This window comes from Streptococcus moroccensis (assembly GCF_030812835.1).
GTDB classification, from domain to species: domain Bacteria; phylum Bacillota; class Bacilli; order Lactobacillales; family Streptococcaceae; genus Streptococcus; species Streptococcus moroccensis.
Window position 1 is genome coordinate 19040 of the sequence record NZ_JAUSTM010000011.1, and the last position, 17345, is coordinate 36384.

At 39.2% G+C, this 17345-nt stretch carries 14 protein-coding genes; 12 read left to right on the forward strand and 2 right to left on the reverse strand.

The window, feature by feature from the left end:
• Positions 1-147: 147 nt before the first annotated feature.
• Positions 148-1152, reverse strand: coding sequence for a LacI family DNA-binding transcriptional regulator (locus tag J2S23_RS06385; RefSeq protein WP_307121922.1), 1005 nt, complete (start codon positions 1150-1152; stop codon positions 148-150).
• A gap of 211 nt (positions 1153-1363) precedes the next feature.
• Here J2S23_RS06385 and J2S23_RS06390 point away from each other — a divergent pair, with 211 nt between their 5' ends.
• The 12 genes from J2S23_RS06390 to J2S23_RS06445 all read left to right on the forward strand — a co-directional run bounded on the left by J2S23_RS06390 (position 1364) and on the right by J2S23_RS06445 (position 16022).
• A complete protein-coding gene (locus tag J2S23_RS06390; protein WP_307121923.1) occupies positions 1364-3667 on the forward strand; it encodes an alpha-galactosidase in 2304 nt (767 codons plus the stop codon).
• The gene (lacZ, locus tag J2S23_RS06395) at positions 3648-6659 is read left to right on the forward strand and encodes a beta-galactosidase, LacZ type (RefSeq protein WP_307121924.1); all 3012 of its coding nucleotides are present in this window, start codon (positions 3648-3650) and stop codon (positions 6657-6659) included. Before J2S23_RS06390 ends, lacZ begins: the two co-directional genes overlap by 20 nt.
• A 130-nt stretch (positions 6660-6789) precedes the next feature.
• Entirely contained in the window at positions 6790-8085 is a 1296-nt protein-coding gene (locus J2S23_RS06400; RefSeq protein ID WP_307121925.1) for an ABC transporter substrate-binding protein, read from the forward strand.
• Between the two features lie 92 nt (positions 8086-8177).
• Positions 8178-9071, forward strand: coding sequence for a carbohydrate ABC transporter permease (locus tag J2S23_RS06405; RefSeq protein ID WP_370868698.1), 894 nt, complete (start codon positions 8178-8180; stop codon positions 9069-9071).
• Positions 9052-9882: a carbohydrate ABC transporter permease gene (locus J2S23_RS06410; protein ID WP_307121926.1), complete on the forward strand. Its 831-nt coding sequence runs from the start codon at positions 9052-9054 to the stop codon at positions 9880-9882. Before J2S23_RS06405 ends, J2S23_RS06410 begins: the two co-directional genes overlap by 20 nt.
• A 323-nt stretch (positions 9883-10205) precedes the next feature.
• Positions 10206-11054 carry a Cof-type HAD-IIB family hydrolase gene (locus J2S23_RS06415; protein WP_307121927.1) on the forward strand — a complete coding sequence of 283 codons (849 nt, stop codon included), beginning with the start codon at positions 10206-10208 and terminating at the stop codon, positions 11052-11054.
• Positions 11032-11664: a GDSL-type esterase/lipase family protein gene (locus tag J2S23_RS06420; RefSeq protein ID WP_307121928.1), complete on the forward strand. Its 633-nt coding sequence runs from the start codon at positions 11032-11034 to the stop codon at positions 11662-11664. The genes J2S23_RS06415 and J2S23_RS06420 overlap by 23 nt, the downstream gene beginning before the upstream one ends.
• A gap of 198 nt (positions 11665-11862) precedes the next feature.
• Positions 11863-13326 carry a glycoside hydrolase family 1 protein gene (locus J2S23_RS06425; protein ID WP_307121929.1) on the forward strand — a complete coding sequence of 488 codons (1464 nt, stop codon included), beginning with the start codon at positions 11863-11865 and terminating at the stop codon, positions 13324-13326.
• Between the two features lie 73 nt (positions 13327-13399).
• Positions 13400-13756, forward strand: a complete 357-nt coding sequence (locus J2S23_RS06430; protein ID WP_307121930.1) for a hypothetical protein — start codon at positions 13400-13402, stop codon at positions 13754-13756.
• An 11-nt stretch (positions 13757-13767) separates the two neighbouring features.
• A complete protein-coding gene (locus tag J2S23_RS06435; RefSeq protein WP_307121931.1) occupies positions 13768-14412 on the forward strand; it encodes a histidine phosphatase family protein in 645 nt (214 codons plus the stop codon).
• Positions 14409-14993, forward strand: coding sequence for a histidine phosphatase family protein (locus J2S23_RS06440; RefSeq protein WP_307121932.1), 585 nt, complete (start codon positions 14409-14411; stop codon positions 14991-14993). The genes J2S23_RS06435 and J2S23_RS06440 overlap by 4 nt, the downstream gene beginning before the upstream one ends.
• Before the next feature lie 27 nt (positions 14994-15020).
• Complete coding sequence (locus J2S23_RS06445) at positions 15021-16022, forward strand: aldo/keto reductase (RefSeq protein WP_307121933.1); 1002 nt, start codon at positions 15021-15023, stop codon at positions 16020-16022.
• 59 nt (positions 16023-16081) lie between these two features.
• Here J2S23_RS06445 and J2S23_RS06450 read toward each other — a convergent pair whose 3' ends face one another.
• Positions 16082-17278 (reverse strand): DUF6688 domain-containing protein, encoded by a 1197-nt coding sequence (locus J2S23_RS06450; protein ID WP_307121934.1) that lies wholly within the window; start codon positions 17276-17278, stop codon positions 16082-16084.
• Positions 17279-17345: the final 67 nt, after the last annotated feature.

Consider the following 17345-nt stretch of genomic DNA (forward strand, 5'->3'; position numbering starts at 1 on the left):
AGTCGAACAAGTAATTCTTGAAGTACTTTGAGGATATAAACATTTCAAGAATTATTTTTTAGTAATAGTTATTATTTGAAAATTATTAAATATTACAAATTGGGAAATTATAAGAGAAGGAAGAAAATAACTAATATAAGTTTTTTATTAATTGATACTACTACCACGCAAAGTTAATGAAGTTCCAAGTTTAATCATAATAGGAAATTTAGAAATAGTTCCTTCCAATTGTTGATTTAATATTTCCATTGCTTTATGCCCCATTTCTTCAGTAAAAACTGTAATACTGCTAAGTGGAGGATACACTTGTTTAGCAATGACGGTATCATTAAACGAAATTAAACTTACCCTCTCTGGAACAGGAATATCATTTTCGTGAAGTGCTCTGAGAGCTCCAATAGCTAAGGCATCATTGGCTATAAAAAAGGCCTGCGGTAGTTCATCTTTGAGTGTTTCAATTGCCAGTTGCATGAGGCGATATCCATCTTCTGCAAGATAGTTACCAACGAACACAAATTCAGGCTTAAATAACTTGTGGTGGGTTAAATAATGCTTGAAGACAGCATAGCGATGATCAATTTCTGGAAATGTGTGATCAGGAGTCGTTTCTTGGCCGGTAATCATTCCAATTTTTGTTTGGCTGTGCTCCAGGAAATGATTTAGAGCACTTATAACGGAGTTTGTATAATCAGTGGTAATACAAGTATGTCCTGATGGTAAGGTATTGCTATCAACAAATACAAGATGTTTATTAATCTGCTCAAGTCTTTTAATTTGATTTTTACTATATTTACCGATTGCGATAATACCATCTGCTGATTGAGCATCTTCCAAAGGACTATCGTTGAATATTCGTATTATCTCATAGCCTAGATCTTGAGCCCTCTGTTCAATTCCTAAACGAATAGAGTAATAATATAGATCATTCATTTCTTCGGATTCAGAATACCATTGTATAATAGCGATTTTCTTTGTATCTATTTTTGGGGTATATAACTTTTTATGGCGAGTGTAACCAAGTTTATCTGCAGTTTGGAAGATTTTCTTTCGTGTTTCCATACTAACTGACATTGACTCATCATTGCTAAGAACTCTAGATACAGTTGCTGTAGATATATTTAACTCTGAAGCAATATCTTTTATAGTTGCCATTCTCTCTCCTTTCAAAATCATTACTAATTTTATTATATCATAAGTAAAACTTTAGAAAATAAAAATGACCAAAAATTATTAGATTACAGATTATTTGTTGGAAAGTAAGTAATCCTAAAGGGTTAAATTTTGGTAAAAAATTTACTAAAATGTTGCCTTTTTTATATAAAAAAAGTAAAATAAATTTAAACAATCCACAAGTGAGGTTATTATGGAAAAATTGATTCAGTATGATCCTAAACAAGGTTTATTTCATTTAAGCAATACAAGAATCTCCTATTTGTTTTCAATAGAAGAAGGTGGCTTACTAAGCCATTTATATTTTGGACAAAAAATAAAGCGCTATCATAATCAGATGCGGTATCCTAGAATTGATAGAGGTTTCTCTGGAAATGTACTCAATCACCCTGACCGTGGTTTTTCTAAAGATACATTACCACAAGAGTATAGTGGAAGTGATGCTGGTGATTACCGTGTACCTTCTTTTGTTGCTCAGCATGCTAATGGAAGTCGATCGAATGCTTGGACATTTAAAGATTATAAAATTAGTTGCGGGAAACCCGTCTTGGCTGGCTTGCCGGCATCTTACGTTGAACAAGAAAGCCAGTCTGAGACTTTAGTTGTCACCCTTGAAGACAAAGTAACGGGGCTAGAAATCGATTTACTGTATAGCATCTTTAGAGATTATGATGTAATTGCACGCTCTAGTTGTGTTCGGAATTTAGGCGAGAGTTCTGTAAAATTAGAAAAAATATCCTCAATGCAAATTGATTTTGTTTCACAAGATTTTGATGTAATTTGCTTGCCTGGAGCCCATGCTAACGAACGTCATATTAGTCGGCAAAAGATTGATTACGGAACAAAGCGATTTGAAAGTCGTCGGGGAACTTCTAGTCATCAGATGAATCCTTTCATTGCTTTAGTTGATAAGGGCACAGATGAGCATTCTGGACAAGCTTTTGGACTTAATTTTGTATACTCTGGGAATCACTTGTTTGAAGTGGAAAAAGATCAACTGTCTCAAGTTCGTGTTCTTGCTGGAATTAATGATTATAATTTTGAGTGGGAATTGAAGCCTGGAGCCCATTTTCAGACACCGGAAGTATTGATGGCCTATTCGAATGAAGGTTTAAACTATATGAGCCAAACTTTCCACGGTTTAATTCGCAATCATATTGTTCGTGGTAGATTTAAATACGAGGATCGTCCTATTCTAGTCAATAACTGGGAGGCAACTTACTTTGATTTTAATGAAGAAAAATTAAAGCCAATTGTTGATGAAGCAAAGGAACTAGGAATGGAGATGTTTGTTTTAGATGATGGCTGGTTTGGAAAACGAGACAATGATCAATCGTCTTTAGGGGACTGGCAAATTTATAAAAAGAAATTTCCAAATGGCTTAGAAAAATTCGCAGATTATGTGCATCAAAAAGGGTTGAAATTTGGATTATGGTTTGAACCAGAGATGATTTCGATGGATTCGAACCTTTATCGGAATTATCCAAGCTACCTTATGAGTTCCCCAAATCGACAACCAAGCTCTTCTCGAAGCCAGTTTGTCTTAGATATGTGTAATAAAGAAGTTGTTAATGCAATCTATCATCAATTGAAAAATATTTTAGATAAGGGATATGTTGACTATATTAAGTGGGATATGAATCGACATTTAACGGATATTTATTCTCCGACCCTGCCCCCTAGTAGGCAGGGTGAAGTTAGCCATCGTTATATATTGGGGGTTTATGAATTATTAGAGAAAATAATAAATGATTATCCAAATATCCTTTTTGAAGGATGTTCTGGCGGCGGCGGGCGATTTGATACAGGATGGACATATTATATGCCACAATCTTGGGCAAGTGACAACACTGATGCAGTTGCTAGGCTCACCATACAAGAAGGAACTTCACTGGCTTATCCTATCTCAAGTATTACTTCGCACGTCTCTGCTGTTCCAAATCATCAGACTGGAAGAGAATGCTCATTAGAGGCTAGGGGGCATGTTGCAATGAGTGGTGTTTTAGGATATGAACTTGATTTAACCAAAATGACAGCCAATGAAAAAATTCTTGTTAAAGAACAGGTTAATGGATATAAGTCTGTAAGACACTTAGTTCAATACGGAACTTTCTATCGATTGAAGTCAGTATTAGAAAGCAATGAATCAGCTTGGTTGTTCGTATCCGAGAATAAAGAAGAGGCTTTGTTAATGACAGCGAATATCCTGTCTTACGCCCAACCTATTTTAACGAAAACAAAGCTTGTGGGATTAAATCCAGATGCAGACTATGAACTTATGCCGTTGTTATCTGATAGAGAATCGGATCATTCTGTCGGTTACTTCAGTTCAATTTATGCTCATAAACCGATTGCTATTGGAGAAGTCTTTTCTGGTTCAGAACTTATGAATATAGGGATTTACAATCCAATCGCTCGTCAAGATTTTAATACTCAGATGTATTATTTTAAGGCTAAAAAACAGGAGGACTTAAACAATGAAATTCAAGAAAGCTAGTCTAGAGTGGTTGGAAAAACCTACTGTATATGAAGTAAATAGGATTGCTGCCCACTCAGACCATTTATTTTTCCAATCAGAGTACGAAGCAAGACAGGGAAAATCTTACCTAAAACAATCCTTAAATGGGAATTGGAAATTTGCATATGCTGAAAATCCAAGCTTGCGTCAAAAAGAATTTTATAAGGAAGATTTTGAACCGACAGGTTTTGATTCAATTGTTGTTCCGGGTCATATTCAAACCCAAGGATACGACCGAAATCAGTATATAAATACTATGTATCCTTGGGATGGGCAAGAAATGCTCCGCCCACCACATGTTTCGAATGATTATAATCCTGTTGGATCTTATATTACCTTTTTTGAACTCGAAGAAAGTTTGTTAAACAAGCAGACATTTATCTCTTTTCAGGGGGTAGAAACTGCATTCTATGTTTGGTTAAATGGCGAATTTGTAGGTTATAGTGAAGATTCGTTTACACCTTCAGATTTTGAGATAACAAATTTTCTGAAGACTGGTAGAAATAAATTAGCAGTTGAAGTATACAAACGTTCAAGTGCGAGTTGGATTGAAGATCAAGATTTTTGGCGTTTTTCAGGTATTTTCCGAGATGTTTATTTATATGCTATTCCCAAAATCCATATTGAAGATATTTTTGTTCACCCTGAATTAGTGAATGATTATCAGGACGGTAAGTTAAAAGTTGAAGTAAGGATGATTGGTGATGATCCCAATACGATTGTGGAGGCGGTTATCCGTAATAAAGACAATAATATCATTTATCAAGGTAATTTAGCTGAATTAGAAGAAGGGATTCAAATAGATGATGTCACAGCATGGAGTGCGGAGAATCCATATCTTTACCAGCTAGAACTATTGGTAAAAGAGAACAATGAGATCATTGAGGTTGTCACTCAAACGATTGGTTTTCGTAATTTCGAAATGAAAGATGGCCTAATGTTGATTAATGGCAAACGTATTATATTTAAAGGAATTAATAGACACGAATTCCATCATCGACGCGGTCGTGCGATTACAGAAGATGAGATGTTGTGGGACATTCGTTTTATGAAGCAGCATAATATCAATGCTGTTCGAACATCACATTACCCAAATCAGACACGTTGGTACGAACTATGCGATGAATATGGTATCTATCTCATTGATGAAGCTAATTTAGAGAGTCATGGTTCTTGGCAAAAGCTAGGTCAGTTAGAGCCTTCTTGGAATGTGCCTGGGGATTTACCTGAATGGAGAGAATGTGTATTAGATCGAGCGAATAGTATGTTTCAGCGTGATAAGAATCATCCCTCTATTCTTATTTGGTCATGTGGTAATGAATCTTACGCCGGCGAAAACATTTTAGATATGTCGGACTTTTTCCATGAGAATGATTCTAGTCGATTGGTACATTATGAAGGAGTATTCTGGAATAGAAAATATGATCAAATTTCAGATATGGAAAGTAGAATGTATGCTAAGCCAACTGAAATCATAGATTATTTAGAAAGCAAGCCTGCAAAACCTTATATTTCATGTGAATACATGCATGGCATGGGCAATTCATTAGGAGGTCTTAGTTTATATACTGACTTAGAAAATCGGTTTGACCAATATCAAGGTGGTTTTATCTGGGATTATATGGATCAATCACTTCTGAAGCGCAATGAGTTTGGTGAAGAAGTATTAACCTACGGTGGAGATTGGGATGACCGAGCAACAGATTATGAGTTTTGTGGTAACGGAATTGTTTTTGCAGATAGAACGATTTCTCCGAAAGCGCAAGAAGTCAAACAATTATATTCTAATGTAAAATTATCCATTTCAGATAAAGATATCACAGTTGACAATCAAAACTTATTTATAGATACGAGTGATACTTATTTTAAAGTTACTGTATTTAAGGATGGCTTAGCAATTTGGGAGCAGCATTATGATTTTGTAGTTAAACCAGGACAACATAGACGTTTTGAATTTCATTCTCCTACATTCACACAAGAAGGAGAATATAGCTATCACGTAACTCAGCATTTAAAAAATCAAACTCTTTGGTCAGAATCTGGATACGAGTTGACGTTTGCGCAATTTACGAAGAAAGTTGGACAAAAGACAGTCAAAACTGTTAATGATCCAAATTTCCGTGTAGTAAAAGGTGATGTAAATATAGGTGTTCATGGAAGTAATTTTTCGATTTTATTTTCAATCGCTGAAGGAGGCTTGGTTTCATTTGTAAAGGATGGTCAAGAATATATTACAAGGACACCTAAAGCTAGCTTTTGGAGAGCGATGACGGATAACGATCGTGGTACAAAACATGGATTTGATAGAGGGATTTGGTTAGGTGCTAGTTTATATCAAAAGCATGTTGATGTTCAAATTGATGAAAGTCAAGAGAAAGTTAAAATTACATTTGTACATGAGCTACCACTGCCTGGAAATATTACTCATAATATCTCATATACAGTAGATCATTCTGGTTCTATTTCTGTTGAAGGAAACTATCCGGGATACAAGGAATTGCCATCATTACCAGTGTACGGAATGGACTTTAAAATTAAATCTCGTTTCCAAAATGTTAAATTTTACGGTTATGGTCCTGAAGAAAATTATATTGATCGTAAAGAAGGAGCTCGCTTAGGCATATTTGAGACAACAGCTTTAAAAAATAAAGCACCATATTTAATGCCACAAGAAACAGGAAATCGCTGTGGAGTAAGATGGGTTGAGATTACAGATGATTTAGGTAAAGGGATACTTTTTGAATCAATTGAATCTCCGTTTGAAATGAGTGTGTTACCACATAGTGCTTATGAATTAGAAAATGCTAGTCATCAAGAAGAATTACCAAAATCATATTATACGTGGATTCGGATTCTTGCTGCTCAGATGGGAGTAGGTGGCGATGATTCTTGGGGAGCGCCTGTGCACGATGAATTTCATCTGTCATCAGAGAAGTTATTGCGATTTGCCTTTACGATAAAAGCTTTATAAAAACAATAATAATATTAAGTAAAAAAATAAAAAATTTAGTAAAAAAATTAGTAAAAAAGACTTGATTTGGAAGCGCTTTTATACTATAATGTATACAACAAATAAATCATAACAAAAGGAGACTCTTTCAATGAAAAAGAGAACCATTACAGCTATCGTAGCTGGCACTTTATTTTCAACATTACTTTTAGTTGGGTGTGGATCAAACTCTGGTAATCAAGCGAGTGATTCTGGAGTTAAAGAACTAACAGTCTGGGCTTGGGATGCAAATTACAATGTGAGAGCTTTTGAAGAGGCTGAAAAGGTCTATGATAAGGCTGAACCAGATAAAGTAGATTTAAATATTGTTGAAAATGCTCAAGATGATATCGTTCAAAAAATGAATACTGCATTGAGTTCGGGAGTTACTGATGGACTTCCTAATATTGTGTTAATAGAAGATTACCGTGCAAAAAGCTTTTTAGAAGCATATCCAGATAGTTTCTACCCATTGACCGATTTTATTAATGCAGAAGATTTCAGCGCTTATAAAATTGAAGCTACTTCTGTAGATGATGAAAATTATGCGGTGCCATTTGATACAAGTTCAACGGGACTTTATGTTCGCACTGATATCTTAGAAGAAGCAGGATACAAATTAGAAGATTTGCAGAATATCACTTGGTCTGAATATACTGAAATTGGTAAAGTTGTACTTGAAAAAACAGGTAAAAAATTACTTTCAACAGATGTTAATGATTTAGGATTGATTCGTTCCATGATCAATTCAAGTGGTCAATGGTATACTGGAGAAGATGGTAAGACGCCAACTTTAGCAAATAACGCATCTTTAAAACTTGCATTTGAAGATTTCAAGAAAATGTACGATGCTGGTTTAACGGATAGTAATAGTGATTGGAGTCAATGGCTTAGTGACTTTAACAATGGAGTCGTTTGGACTGTACCAACAGGAAACTGGATTACACCATCAATCACAGCTCAAGAGGATCAAGAAGGTAAATGGGCAGTTGTTCCTTTCCCACGTCAGGAGATGGAAGGGTCAGTTAATGCTTCTAACCTTGGAGGAGCTTCTATTTATGTTTTAAACATTGATGGTAAAGAAGCAGCAGCAGAGTTCTTGCAAGAAACATTTGGTTCAAGCACTGACCTTTATAAAACACTCGTTGAAAATATAGGTGCTATTGGTTCTTATGTACCAGCTACCGAGGCAGGTGTTTACGATACTGAGGCTACATACTTTGGTGGACAAAAAATATATAAAGACTTTGCTGAATGGTCAACTCAAATTCCATCTGTTAACTATGGTGAGAATACGTATGCAATCGAGGATATCTTAATCAAAGCGCTTCAAAATTATTTGAAAGGCGATGATATTGATAAAGTGTTAGAAGCTGCTCAGAAAGAAGCTGAAAACCAATTGAAATAATCTAGGTTTAACCAAATAATTTAGGTTTTTGATGGCATAAGCTTGATAACTAAATTATTTGGTTGTTTTTTTAGAAGAATTGAGGGATTAGAATGAAGAAAATGAATCCATTTTTAAAATCAAAAATAATGGGATGGTTATTTATCATTATTCCAACGTTTTTAATTATTTTATTTTATTTTTATCCAATGGTAGAGGCTTTCAAATTGTCACTTTCCTCTGGAAAAGGAAATAATTTATCTTTTGTGGGTTTGGATAACTATAAAATACTATTGAGTGACCCTGTCTTTATCAATGCTTTAAAGAATACGGTGTTATTCCTGGTAATTCAAGTTCCAGTTATGGTAGTGCTAGCCATGTTCTTTTCAGTCCTGTTGAATAACAAGTCATTGAAATTCAAAGGTATTTTTAGAACAATTGTATTTTTACCATCTGTTACTTCTTTAGTAGCTTATTCGATTGTATTTAAGTACCTTTTTTCAAATGATGGTATTATCAATAAGATTTTGATGAATCTTCATATTTTAGATGAACCGATATTATTTCTATCGGATAGCTTTTGGGCAAAAGTTGTTATTATTATAGCAATAACTTGGCGTTGGACTGGCTATAATATGATCTTTTTCTTATCTGCCCTCCAAAATATTAATCCAGAAATCTATGAGGCGGCTGATGTGGATGGAGCTAGTTCGGTTCGTAAGTTTTTTAGTATTACTGCTCCTTTATTAAAACCAGTCATTCTCTTTACAACAATAACATCTACCATCGGAACGTTACAGCTCTTTGATGAACCTATGAATATAACCCAAGGTGGACCAGGTGATGCTACAACAACGATTTCTCAATATATATATAATTTAAGTTTTAAATATACACCTGACTTTGGATATGCAGCAGCAGTTTCATACGCAGTTGTAGCACTCGTAGTTATTTTGTCTATTGTTCAAACTCGGATTGGAGGACGCGATGAAACGAAAACGAAATAAAAATATAGCAACATATATATTCCTTATAGTTATGTCTATTGTTTTTGCTTTTCCATTCTATTTTTTGATTGTTAGTGCTACAAATTCTAGCATTGATGTAACTAATGGACGTATGCTTCCAGGAACACAATTATTTACAAATATAATAAATATTTTTAGCCAAACTGGGATGTTAAATGCCATGAAAAACTCAGCAGTAGTCGCTTTATTTCAAACAGTGTTGGCACTCTTAATTGGATCGGCAGCTGGATACGGATTTGAAATATATCGAAGTAAAGGAAAAGATATTGTCTTCAATATAATTTTACTATCTATGATGGTGCCTTTTGCTGCTATTATGATCCCTCTGTTTAGACTTTTTGCTAAATTATCGAGTGTTTCATCTCTAATTGGAATCAATTCTGTAGCGTCAATATTTTTACCATATATTGCAACAGCGTTCTTAATTTTTTATTTTAGGCAAAATACTAAAATGTTCCCAAGAGATTTACTCGAAGCTGGCAGAATTGATGGTGTATCCGAAGTTGGTCTATTCTTTAAAATATATATGCCAACAATGAAAACAACTTATGCAGCAGCAGCGATTATTACATTTATGAATAGCTGGAACAACTACCTTTGGCCATTAGTCGTTGTACAATCTCCTGAAAAACAAACTGTTCCGCTATTGATTTCACAATTAGGATCGAGTTACTCACCTGATTTTGGTATGATTATGGCTTCTGTTTTAATTGCCACTGTACCAACTTTAATCATATTCTTTCTCTTGCAAAAACATTTTGTTGCAGGGATGTTGGGAGCTTCTAAATAACAAAATAATCTTGACCAGTAAATTACCTATTATCGCTTGGGATATCAAAAATTAAAAAATTATTAAAGGACCTTCTTTCTCACTAAAGAGCAGAAGGCCTTATTTTTAACCAAAAAAATTGAAATCAATTGATGTTCGTAAATCAAATATAAATATGGGTTAATAAAAAATTATTTTCTATGAAGTCTATCAAGTTCCGATTTTAAATTTAAAACAGAAATTAAGGTCATTAAAATCATACCATAATATCAGTTTTTCATAGGATTTTGTCAGAAATCCCCTTAAAAAAAGATTATAATAATAAGAGATAATGGAGGTATGACATGATAAAAGTGATTGCAAGTGATTTAGATGGGACTTTGTTGGACGCGTCAGGCAATATTGATCGTAAGCGATTTGCCAAGGTGCTGGATGCATTAGACCACAGAGGGATCCGATTTGTGGCGGCAACAGGCAACAGCATGCACCGGATTGAGATGATTTTTGACGGCTTTACGGATCGCATATCCTATGTCGCCGAAAACGGTGCCTATGTGCTTGATCAGGATGAGCCCATCGCCCATAAAGTCATTGCCCACAGTGATGCCTTGGCCTTTCTGGATTACTTTAAGGACAATTGGGAGGACTACCGGATCACTGTCACTTACGAGGATGCGATCTACATGGTCAGTGACCAGTTTGGGATCGATGCCTTTAGCAAGATTGCACCAGAGCAGATGGCCCTTTTTCGGTCCCGCATTCGCAAGATCGATGATTTTGGCCAGCTTCCAGATGGCACTATTATGAAGCTTGGCATGATTCTGCCAGAGGCAGAGTGTGACGCCATTATGACAGATTTTAACCATCATTTTTCCGGCAGTTTAATCGCGACCACTAGCGGATATGGGGCAGTTGACATCATGCCTAAAGGGGTCCATAAGGCTTGGGGCTTGGAGCAGTTGTTGACGCGCTGGGGCATCGCCGCCAGCGAGGTCATGGCCTTTGGGGATGGCGGAAACGACTATGAAATGTTACAATTAGCTCAATACAGTTATGCCATGGATAACGCGCCGGACTTCGTCAAGGCGGCAGCTAAGCATGTGGCGCCAAACCATGACGAACATGGTGTGTTAACAATTATTGAGCAATTTTTAAAAGGAGAGATTCACGATGACGGAGGGAAAGTTATTTAGCCAAGCAGAGGAGCTGGCCTTTCGCCAATTAAGCCTTGAAGAGCAGCAAGAGGCTCTCTTAGCCAAATACCAAGAGCGCAACCCGCAGGCCCAGACCGGTGGTCTCGTCCTAGCTGGCGATTCCTTGACAGAGTTTCTCCCGCACCAAAAGCTTGCGGCAAATGGCCCTGTCTATAACAGAGGGATTCGTGGGACAGGCATTGCTTTTTTAAAAGACCATGTAAAGGAACTTATCTTAGACCTCAAGCCTAGCCGTTTGGTATTACTTATCGGGACCAATGACCTCATGTTTGGCATGGCCCCAGAAAGCCTGGCTGAGGAGATCAGAGAGCTACTGGATATTATTCAGGCAGAACTTCCAACCTGCGACATTTACCTCCAAAGCCTTTACCCGAGACAGGATTCTCCCCAGTGGGGGCCTGCCTTAACTGACGAGGTAGAGGTGGCCAATCTTTACCTTCGTAACCTGACAGGGATCACCTATATCGACCTGCACAGCCAACTGACCATGCCAGACCAAACCCTCAATCCAGACTACACTAGAGATGGCGTTCACCTTACCATGCCCGGCTATCAGGTGGTTTTAGAGAGGTTGGGGGAAATATTATAAGACGAGATCCGATTATGCCCACTTGCTTGCCATAATCGGATTTTTCATGTCATACTAGGCAAAGGAAGGTATACTGTCTTCCTTTTTGTCTATTTTTATTCCCTAGAATAATACCAGTTTTCAATAGAATAACACAGGAAAACCTTTGCAGGTCGTGCTATACTATAGTTATGAAAAAATAATGAGTGAGGTATTATCATGACAAAACAATTTCCAGATGGTTTCTTATGGGGCGGAGCGACTGCTGCCAACCAGTATGAAGGCGGCTTTGGTGAAGGTGGTCGAGGTTTCGCGACTTCTGATACATCGCGTGCCGTATCCCCAGAAGAACGCAAATCTATGGGTGGGGAGTTTACCACACCAATGACCCTTGAAAAACTCAAGTTTGCCATGGAAGACACAGAAGGTCTCTATCCAAAACGCTGGGGGTCTGATTTCTACCATCGTTATAAGGAAGACATCGCCCTCTTTGCAGAAATGGGCTTTAAGACCTTCCGTTTGTCGATTGCGTGGCCACGGATTTTCCCTAAAGGGGATGAGCTAGAACCAAATGAAGAAGGGCTTGCCTTCTACGACAAGGTCTTCGATGAGCTCAACAAATATGGTATCGAGCCTTTAGTAACCCTGTCCCACTATGAGTTTCCGATCCATTTGGTGACTGAGTACGGTGGTTGGAAAAACCGCAAAGTGATCGACTTCTTTGTGCGTTATGCTGAGACTGTTTTCAACCGCTATAAAGGCAAGGTCAAATATTGGTTGACCTTCAATGAAATCAACATTCTTGGTTTGACAGGTTACTTATCAGGTGGACTTCTTTTTGAAGATGGCAAGTTGCACTTGGATGAAATGTACCAAGCGGTTCACCATCAGTTTATCGCGTCAGCTCTTGCGACCAAGGCTGCCCATGAAATTGATCCTGAAAACCAGGTTGGGATGATGTTGGCCCGTATGGAGAGCTATCCTGCAACTTGTAATCCAGATGACATCATGGAAGCCATCAAGAAGGACCAGTCCAACCTCTTCTACTCAGATGTGCAGGTTCGTGGGGAATACCCTCGTTACATGAAGCGTTTCTTCAAAGAAAACAATATCGAACTCCAGTTTGAGCCAGGTGATGAAGCGATTCTCAAGCAATACCCAGTAGACTTCATGAGCTTCTCTTACTACATGACCAGCATTGCGCGTGCCAATCCTTCTGGTGAGAAAACATCAGGTAACTTAATGTTAGGGGAATCGAACCCTTACCTAGAAGCTTCTGATTGGGGCTGGCAGATTGACCCAGTTGGTCTGCGCGTGACCCTTAACAAGCTTTACGACCGTTACCAAGTGCCGCTCTTCATCGTGGAAAATGGGCTTGGCGCTTTGGATAAGGTCGAGGAAGACGGTTCGATCCATGACAGCTACCGGATCGATTACTTGGAAAAACACATCGAGCAGATGTATGAAGCCATCGAAGATGGTGTGGAGCTGTTGGGTTATACCCCATGGGGCTGTATCGACTTGGTATCAGCGTCAACCAGTGAAATGTCTAAGCGTTATGGCTTTATCTATGTGGATGCGGATGACCAAGGCAATGGTAGCTTTGACCGTTCACGCAAGGATTCTTTCTTCTGGTACAAGGATGTCATCGCAACCAACGGTGCTAATATCTTGAACGACTAAAGACGGATAAGACAAGGAGGCTGGGCGTGATGCCCAACCTCTATTGGTCTTTTGCTGGAAAGAAGGGATTGAAATGACTGAGGATCTACAAGCCCTACTGGATGCATTAAACTATGCTTACCGCAAACTCGAAGCCCTAACGAGACCTGGTTGTTTCGAGTTCTTTTTGGGAGGTTTTGTGTCAAGTATGGTTAAGCAATCTCACATAGAAGAAGCAGACATTAGTTTAAAAATCGTGGGCATTCATTTTCGAGCAGTTCAGCAAAAATACCCGGAAATAGCTGAGTCATTATCAGATGATTTAGTCTTTATGGATGATGAGACCCTGTTCTCGGGTAAAATAGACCGTGAGCAGGTTGTGATTGTTCAGAAATCTTTGGAACACACTATTCATAAGGTCAAAGAATTAGTGGTATCTCAGCCGTTCTAGAAAGGAACGTTATGACAACAAAACTCTATCTCATGCGGCACGGGCAGACGCGTTTTAATGCCCAAGGTAGGATTCAAGGAGCATCGGATTCGCCCTTGACGGACCTGGGGATTGAGCAGGCCCTTGCTGCCAAGGCTTATTTTGATCAGCAAAACATCTCTTTTGATGCTATTTACACATCAACCCAGGAGCGGGCTTGTGACACCGCAGAGTTGGTAACAGGTCGGACAGACTACACCCGCCTAAAAGGGCTCAAGGAGATTGATTTTGGCGCTTTTGAAGGTCAGCAGGAGTTTCTCAATCCGCCCTTGCAAAAAGACATCGGTTATGGGGATTACTTTGTGACCTATGGTGGAGAAGGGTCTCTGGCTGCGCGCCAGCGTATGGGAGATACCATTCGACAGATTGTGGGAGACAATGATGGGAAAACAGTTTTGGTCGTGAGTCACGGTGGGGCTATTGCCCAGTTTTACCGAGGGGTATTAGCTGATCCACCGCAAGTTAGAATGCGCAACTGCGCTATTTTAGACTTTGAAGTGACTGGGTCACAGTTTGAATTATTCTCAATCTACGACCCTGTGGCCGGTGAGTTCTTGTACGATCAAGAACACGGGGTTCCCAAGGACCTGGAATTAAGATTTGGAGAAACAACATGACAAAAACACTTTATTTGATGCGACATGGGCAGACGAGACTTAATGTCGAAGGCAGGGTCCAAGGGGCTTACGATTCGCCTTTGACAGACTTGGGAATTGCTCAAGCAGGCATGGCTAAGGATTATTTTGAAACAAATGGCATTCGCTTTGACCAGGTCTATTCGTCAACCCAGGAGCGGGCCAGTGATACAGCAGAAATCGTCTCTGGGCAAGTGCCTACACGCCTTAAAGCTATCAAGGAAATGGATTTTGGCACCTTTGAAGCAAAAGAAGAACGGCTCTTGCCTGTTCACCGTCCGGGGACCAAGTCTTTTGAAGACCAGCTGGTTCCCTATGGAGGGGAGGATATTCGCTTGGTTGGCAAGCGCGTTTATGAGGGCTTGCTAGCAGTTTTGGACCAGGCGTCTGATGGTGACACCTTGCTAGCGGTTAGTCATGGGGCGGCTATGTGGGGCTTTATCCTGCATATTGATGCGGTTTTACCAGAGGGAGCACGCTTTGGCAATTGTGCCATTTGCAGACTGACCTACGCGGAAGGCGAATTGACACTGGAAGCAGTCATTGATCCAACGGCGCAATAAGAAGAATAGGCATGAAAGGAGAAGCAGATGGAAAAACGACGCTTAGGACAAAGTGACCTCATGGTCTCTCGGATTTGTCTGGGATGCATGGGCTTTGGTGACGCTACCGATGGTCCACATTCTTGGACTTTAAACAAAGAAGATAGCCGAGCCATCATCAAGCAAGCCCTGGAAGCAGGCATAACCTTTTTTGACACGGCCTTAGGCTATCAAAATGGCTCTAGCGAACGCTTTGTAGGTCGGGCGCTACGCGACTTTGCCAAACGTGAAGAAGTTGTGCTTGCGACAAAATTCCTACCCCGTTCTAAAGAAGATATTGAATCAGGCGTCTCTGGTCGCGCTCACATTGAGCGCTCACTTGAGCAGAGTCTGGATAACCTTGGCATGGACTACATTGACCTTTACATCTACCATATCTGGGACTATAATACGCCGATTGAGGAGGTTATGGATACCCTAAATGGTGCTATTGAGGCTGGTAAGGTCCGTGAAATCGGGATTGCCAACTGCTTTGCTTGGCAATTAGCCAAGGCTAATGCCTACGCTGATAAGATGGGCTACAAGCGTTTTATCTCGGTACAAAGTCACTACAACCTTATCATGCGCGAAGACGAGCGCGAACTTATGACCTATTGCCAAGAAGAGGGCATTGCAACAACGCCTTACTCTGCACTAGCAGGTGGTCGCTTGTCGCGTTTACCGGGTGTGACGACCAAGCGCTTGGAAGAGGATAAGTTTGCCCAGTCCAAATATGACCAAACTGCTGAAGAAGATAACAAAATCATCGCGCGTGTGGCAGAGTTGGCAGACAAATACCAGACCAGCATGACGGCTGTGTCTCTGGCCTGGCTCTTAACCAGAGTGGATGCGCCAGTTGTTGGGGCAACGAAACCGCACCACCTAGAAGGGCCACTTGAGGCTCTTGACCTCAAACTGAGTTCAGAAGACCTGGCCTATCTGGAAGAACTCTACCTTCCGCATGCCCTGTCAGGTGTCATGGCTCAGAACACTTATAAACCTCGCCGATAGGATTAAGGATGAGGTTTTAACAAATTACAAAAAAACGAGGCTGAATAGTCTCGTTTTAATTATGGTGTAAATGGAGGTTTGGAAATGTATTGCAAGGCGATACGATTTTCAGGTTTGGAATCATGTAAGTAGATAACCGCTAAAAAGAGAAACTCTAAAGGCTTCATTAGGACGTAAATGATGTCTGCCTGCCAAGCTTTTTTGATATGACGAGACAGTGGATACCCATAACGGTCATAGAGGCATCGGATAGCAAGGTGGATTTTGGGCAGACGTTCTTCAAGAATTTGTTCAAAGGCATTGGCGATACAGAGCTGGCGATTGACCACAACACGTCTTCCGTGGCGAACTCCCATACGGATTGGTTTTACAATCTTACGGTGTCCACTAGCTCCCACAGTACAGAGGTAGTGCTCGTCATAATAAGCGTTAGGAGGAGCTATTCTTTGCGACAAGGTCCAATCACTCGTCTCTGTCCATGCCTTAATAAGGCTGTCTGGCTCTTGGCCTAAAAGAATCGTTATCATAATGATAAAACCAAGCAAAGGTAATGTAAAGAGCAGGGCTAGGAGAGGTAAAGAGGGCGCTGAATTTAGGAATTTAACCCAAGATTGAGGGATTTTCCTAGAGAAAGGTCTCTCAGCACAGTAGTCAGGCCATTGAATGACAGTATATAAAATGCTTCTGATAAAAATGAGGATGAGATTTATCGGAAAAAGATAGAGAAAAAGGTAGATAGCGTCATTTTCCTGAGCTAATATGGCTAACTGAATCATCCAGGTGAGACAAAATACGATTCCTAAGTAGAGGCTACTGATGGCTAAAACGGTGACTAAAGGCGGAAAACTTTGAAAACTAGCATAATTTAGTAAAAAGTAGCCTCCAAAAACGAAAATAGTTAACAGGAAAATGCTGGGAAAACTCCCTGACCAAAGGATTTGATGGCGTTCACTGTTATAGACGACCTCCGACCAAGTGCTATTGGTCACATGAAAACTGATGTCTAGGAGTAAATAACTAAAGAGACTGCCTAAGAAAATGGTCCAGAAATCTGTTATGGCATGGGAAGTAGATTTCTTGTGATAAACGCTCGAAAGGTATAGAATGTTTTTGAACGTTAAAAAGAACGGTGTTCCTAAGAAAAACAAGATTAAGCCAATCGCTTGAATAAATACGATTACGGTATCGAAACCTAAGAAAATACTAGCTAAGATAGCAATAATAATTAAGCTGATGGAGATGTTTCTTTTGTTCATAGTGTTCCTCCAAGTCTATCATACAATAATTGGTTTTAAATAGCTATCAAAAGAAAACATCTTAGAA

Coding starts and splice junctions, on each gene's coding strand:
- J2S23_RS06390 (WP_307121923.1), top strand. CDS start 1,364: ATGGAAAAATTGATTCAGTATGATCCTAAACAAGGTTTATTTCATTTA.
- J2S23_RS06405 (WP_370868698.1), top strand. CDS start 8,178: ATGAAGAAAATGAATCCATTTTTAAAATCAAAAATAATGGGATGGTTA.
- J2S23_RS06420 (WP_307121928.1), top strand. CDS start 11,032: ATGACGGAGGGAAAGTTATTTAGCCAAGCAGAGGAGCTGGCCTTTCGC.
- J2S23_RS06410 (WP_307121926.1), top strand. CDS start 9,052: ATGAAACGAAAACGAAATAAAAATATAGCAACATATATATTCCTTATA.
- J2S23_RS06385 (WP_307121922.1), bottom strand. CDS start 1,152: ATGGCAACTATAAAAGATATTGCTTCAGAGTTAAATATATCTACAGCA.
- J2S23_RS06425 (WP_307121929.1), top strand. CDS start 11,863: ATGACAAAACAATTTCCAGATGGTTTCTTATGGGGCGGAGCGACTGCT.
- lacZ (WP_307121924.1), top strand. CDS start 3,648: ATGAAATTCAAGAAAGCTAGTCTAGAGTGGTTGGAAAAACCTACTGTA.
- J2S23_RS06440 (WP_307121932.1), top strand. CDS start 14,409: ATGACAAAAACACTTTATTTGATGCGACATGGGCAGACGAGACTTAAT.
- J2S23_RS06445 (WP_307121933.1), top strand. CDS start 15,021: ATGGAAAAACGACGCTTAGGACAAAGTGACCTCATGGTCTCTCGGATT.
- J2S23_RS06415 (WP_307121927.1), top strand. CDS start 10,206: ATGATAAAAGTGATTGCAAGTGATTTAGATGGGACTTTGTTGGACGCG.
- J2S23_RS06435 (WP_307121931.1), top strand. CDS start 13,768: ATGACAACAAAACTCTATCTCATGCGGCACGGGCAGACGCGTTTTAAT.
- J2S23_RS06450 (WP_307121934.1), bottom strand. CDS start 17,278: ATGAACAAAAGAAACATCTCCATCAGCTTAATTATTATTGCTATCTTA.
- J2S23_RS06400 (WP_307121925.1), top strand. CDS start 6,790: ATGAAAAAGAGAACCATTACAGCTATCGTAGCTGGCACTTTATTTTCA.
- J2S23_RS06430 (WP_307121930.1), top strand. CDS start 13,400: ATGACTGAGGATCTACAAGCCCTACTGGATGCATTAAACTATGCTTAC.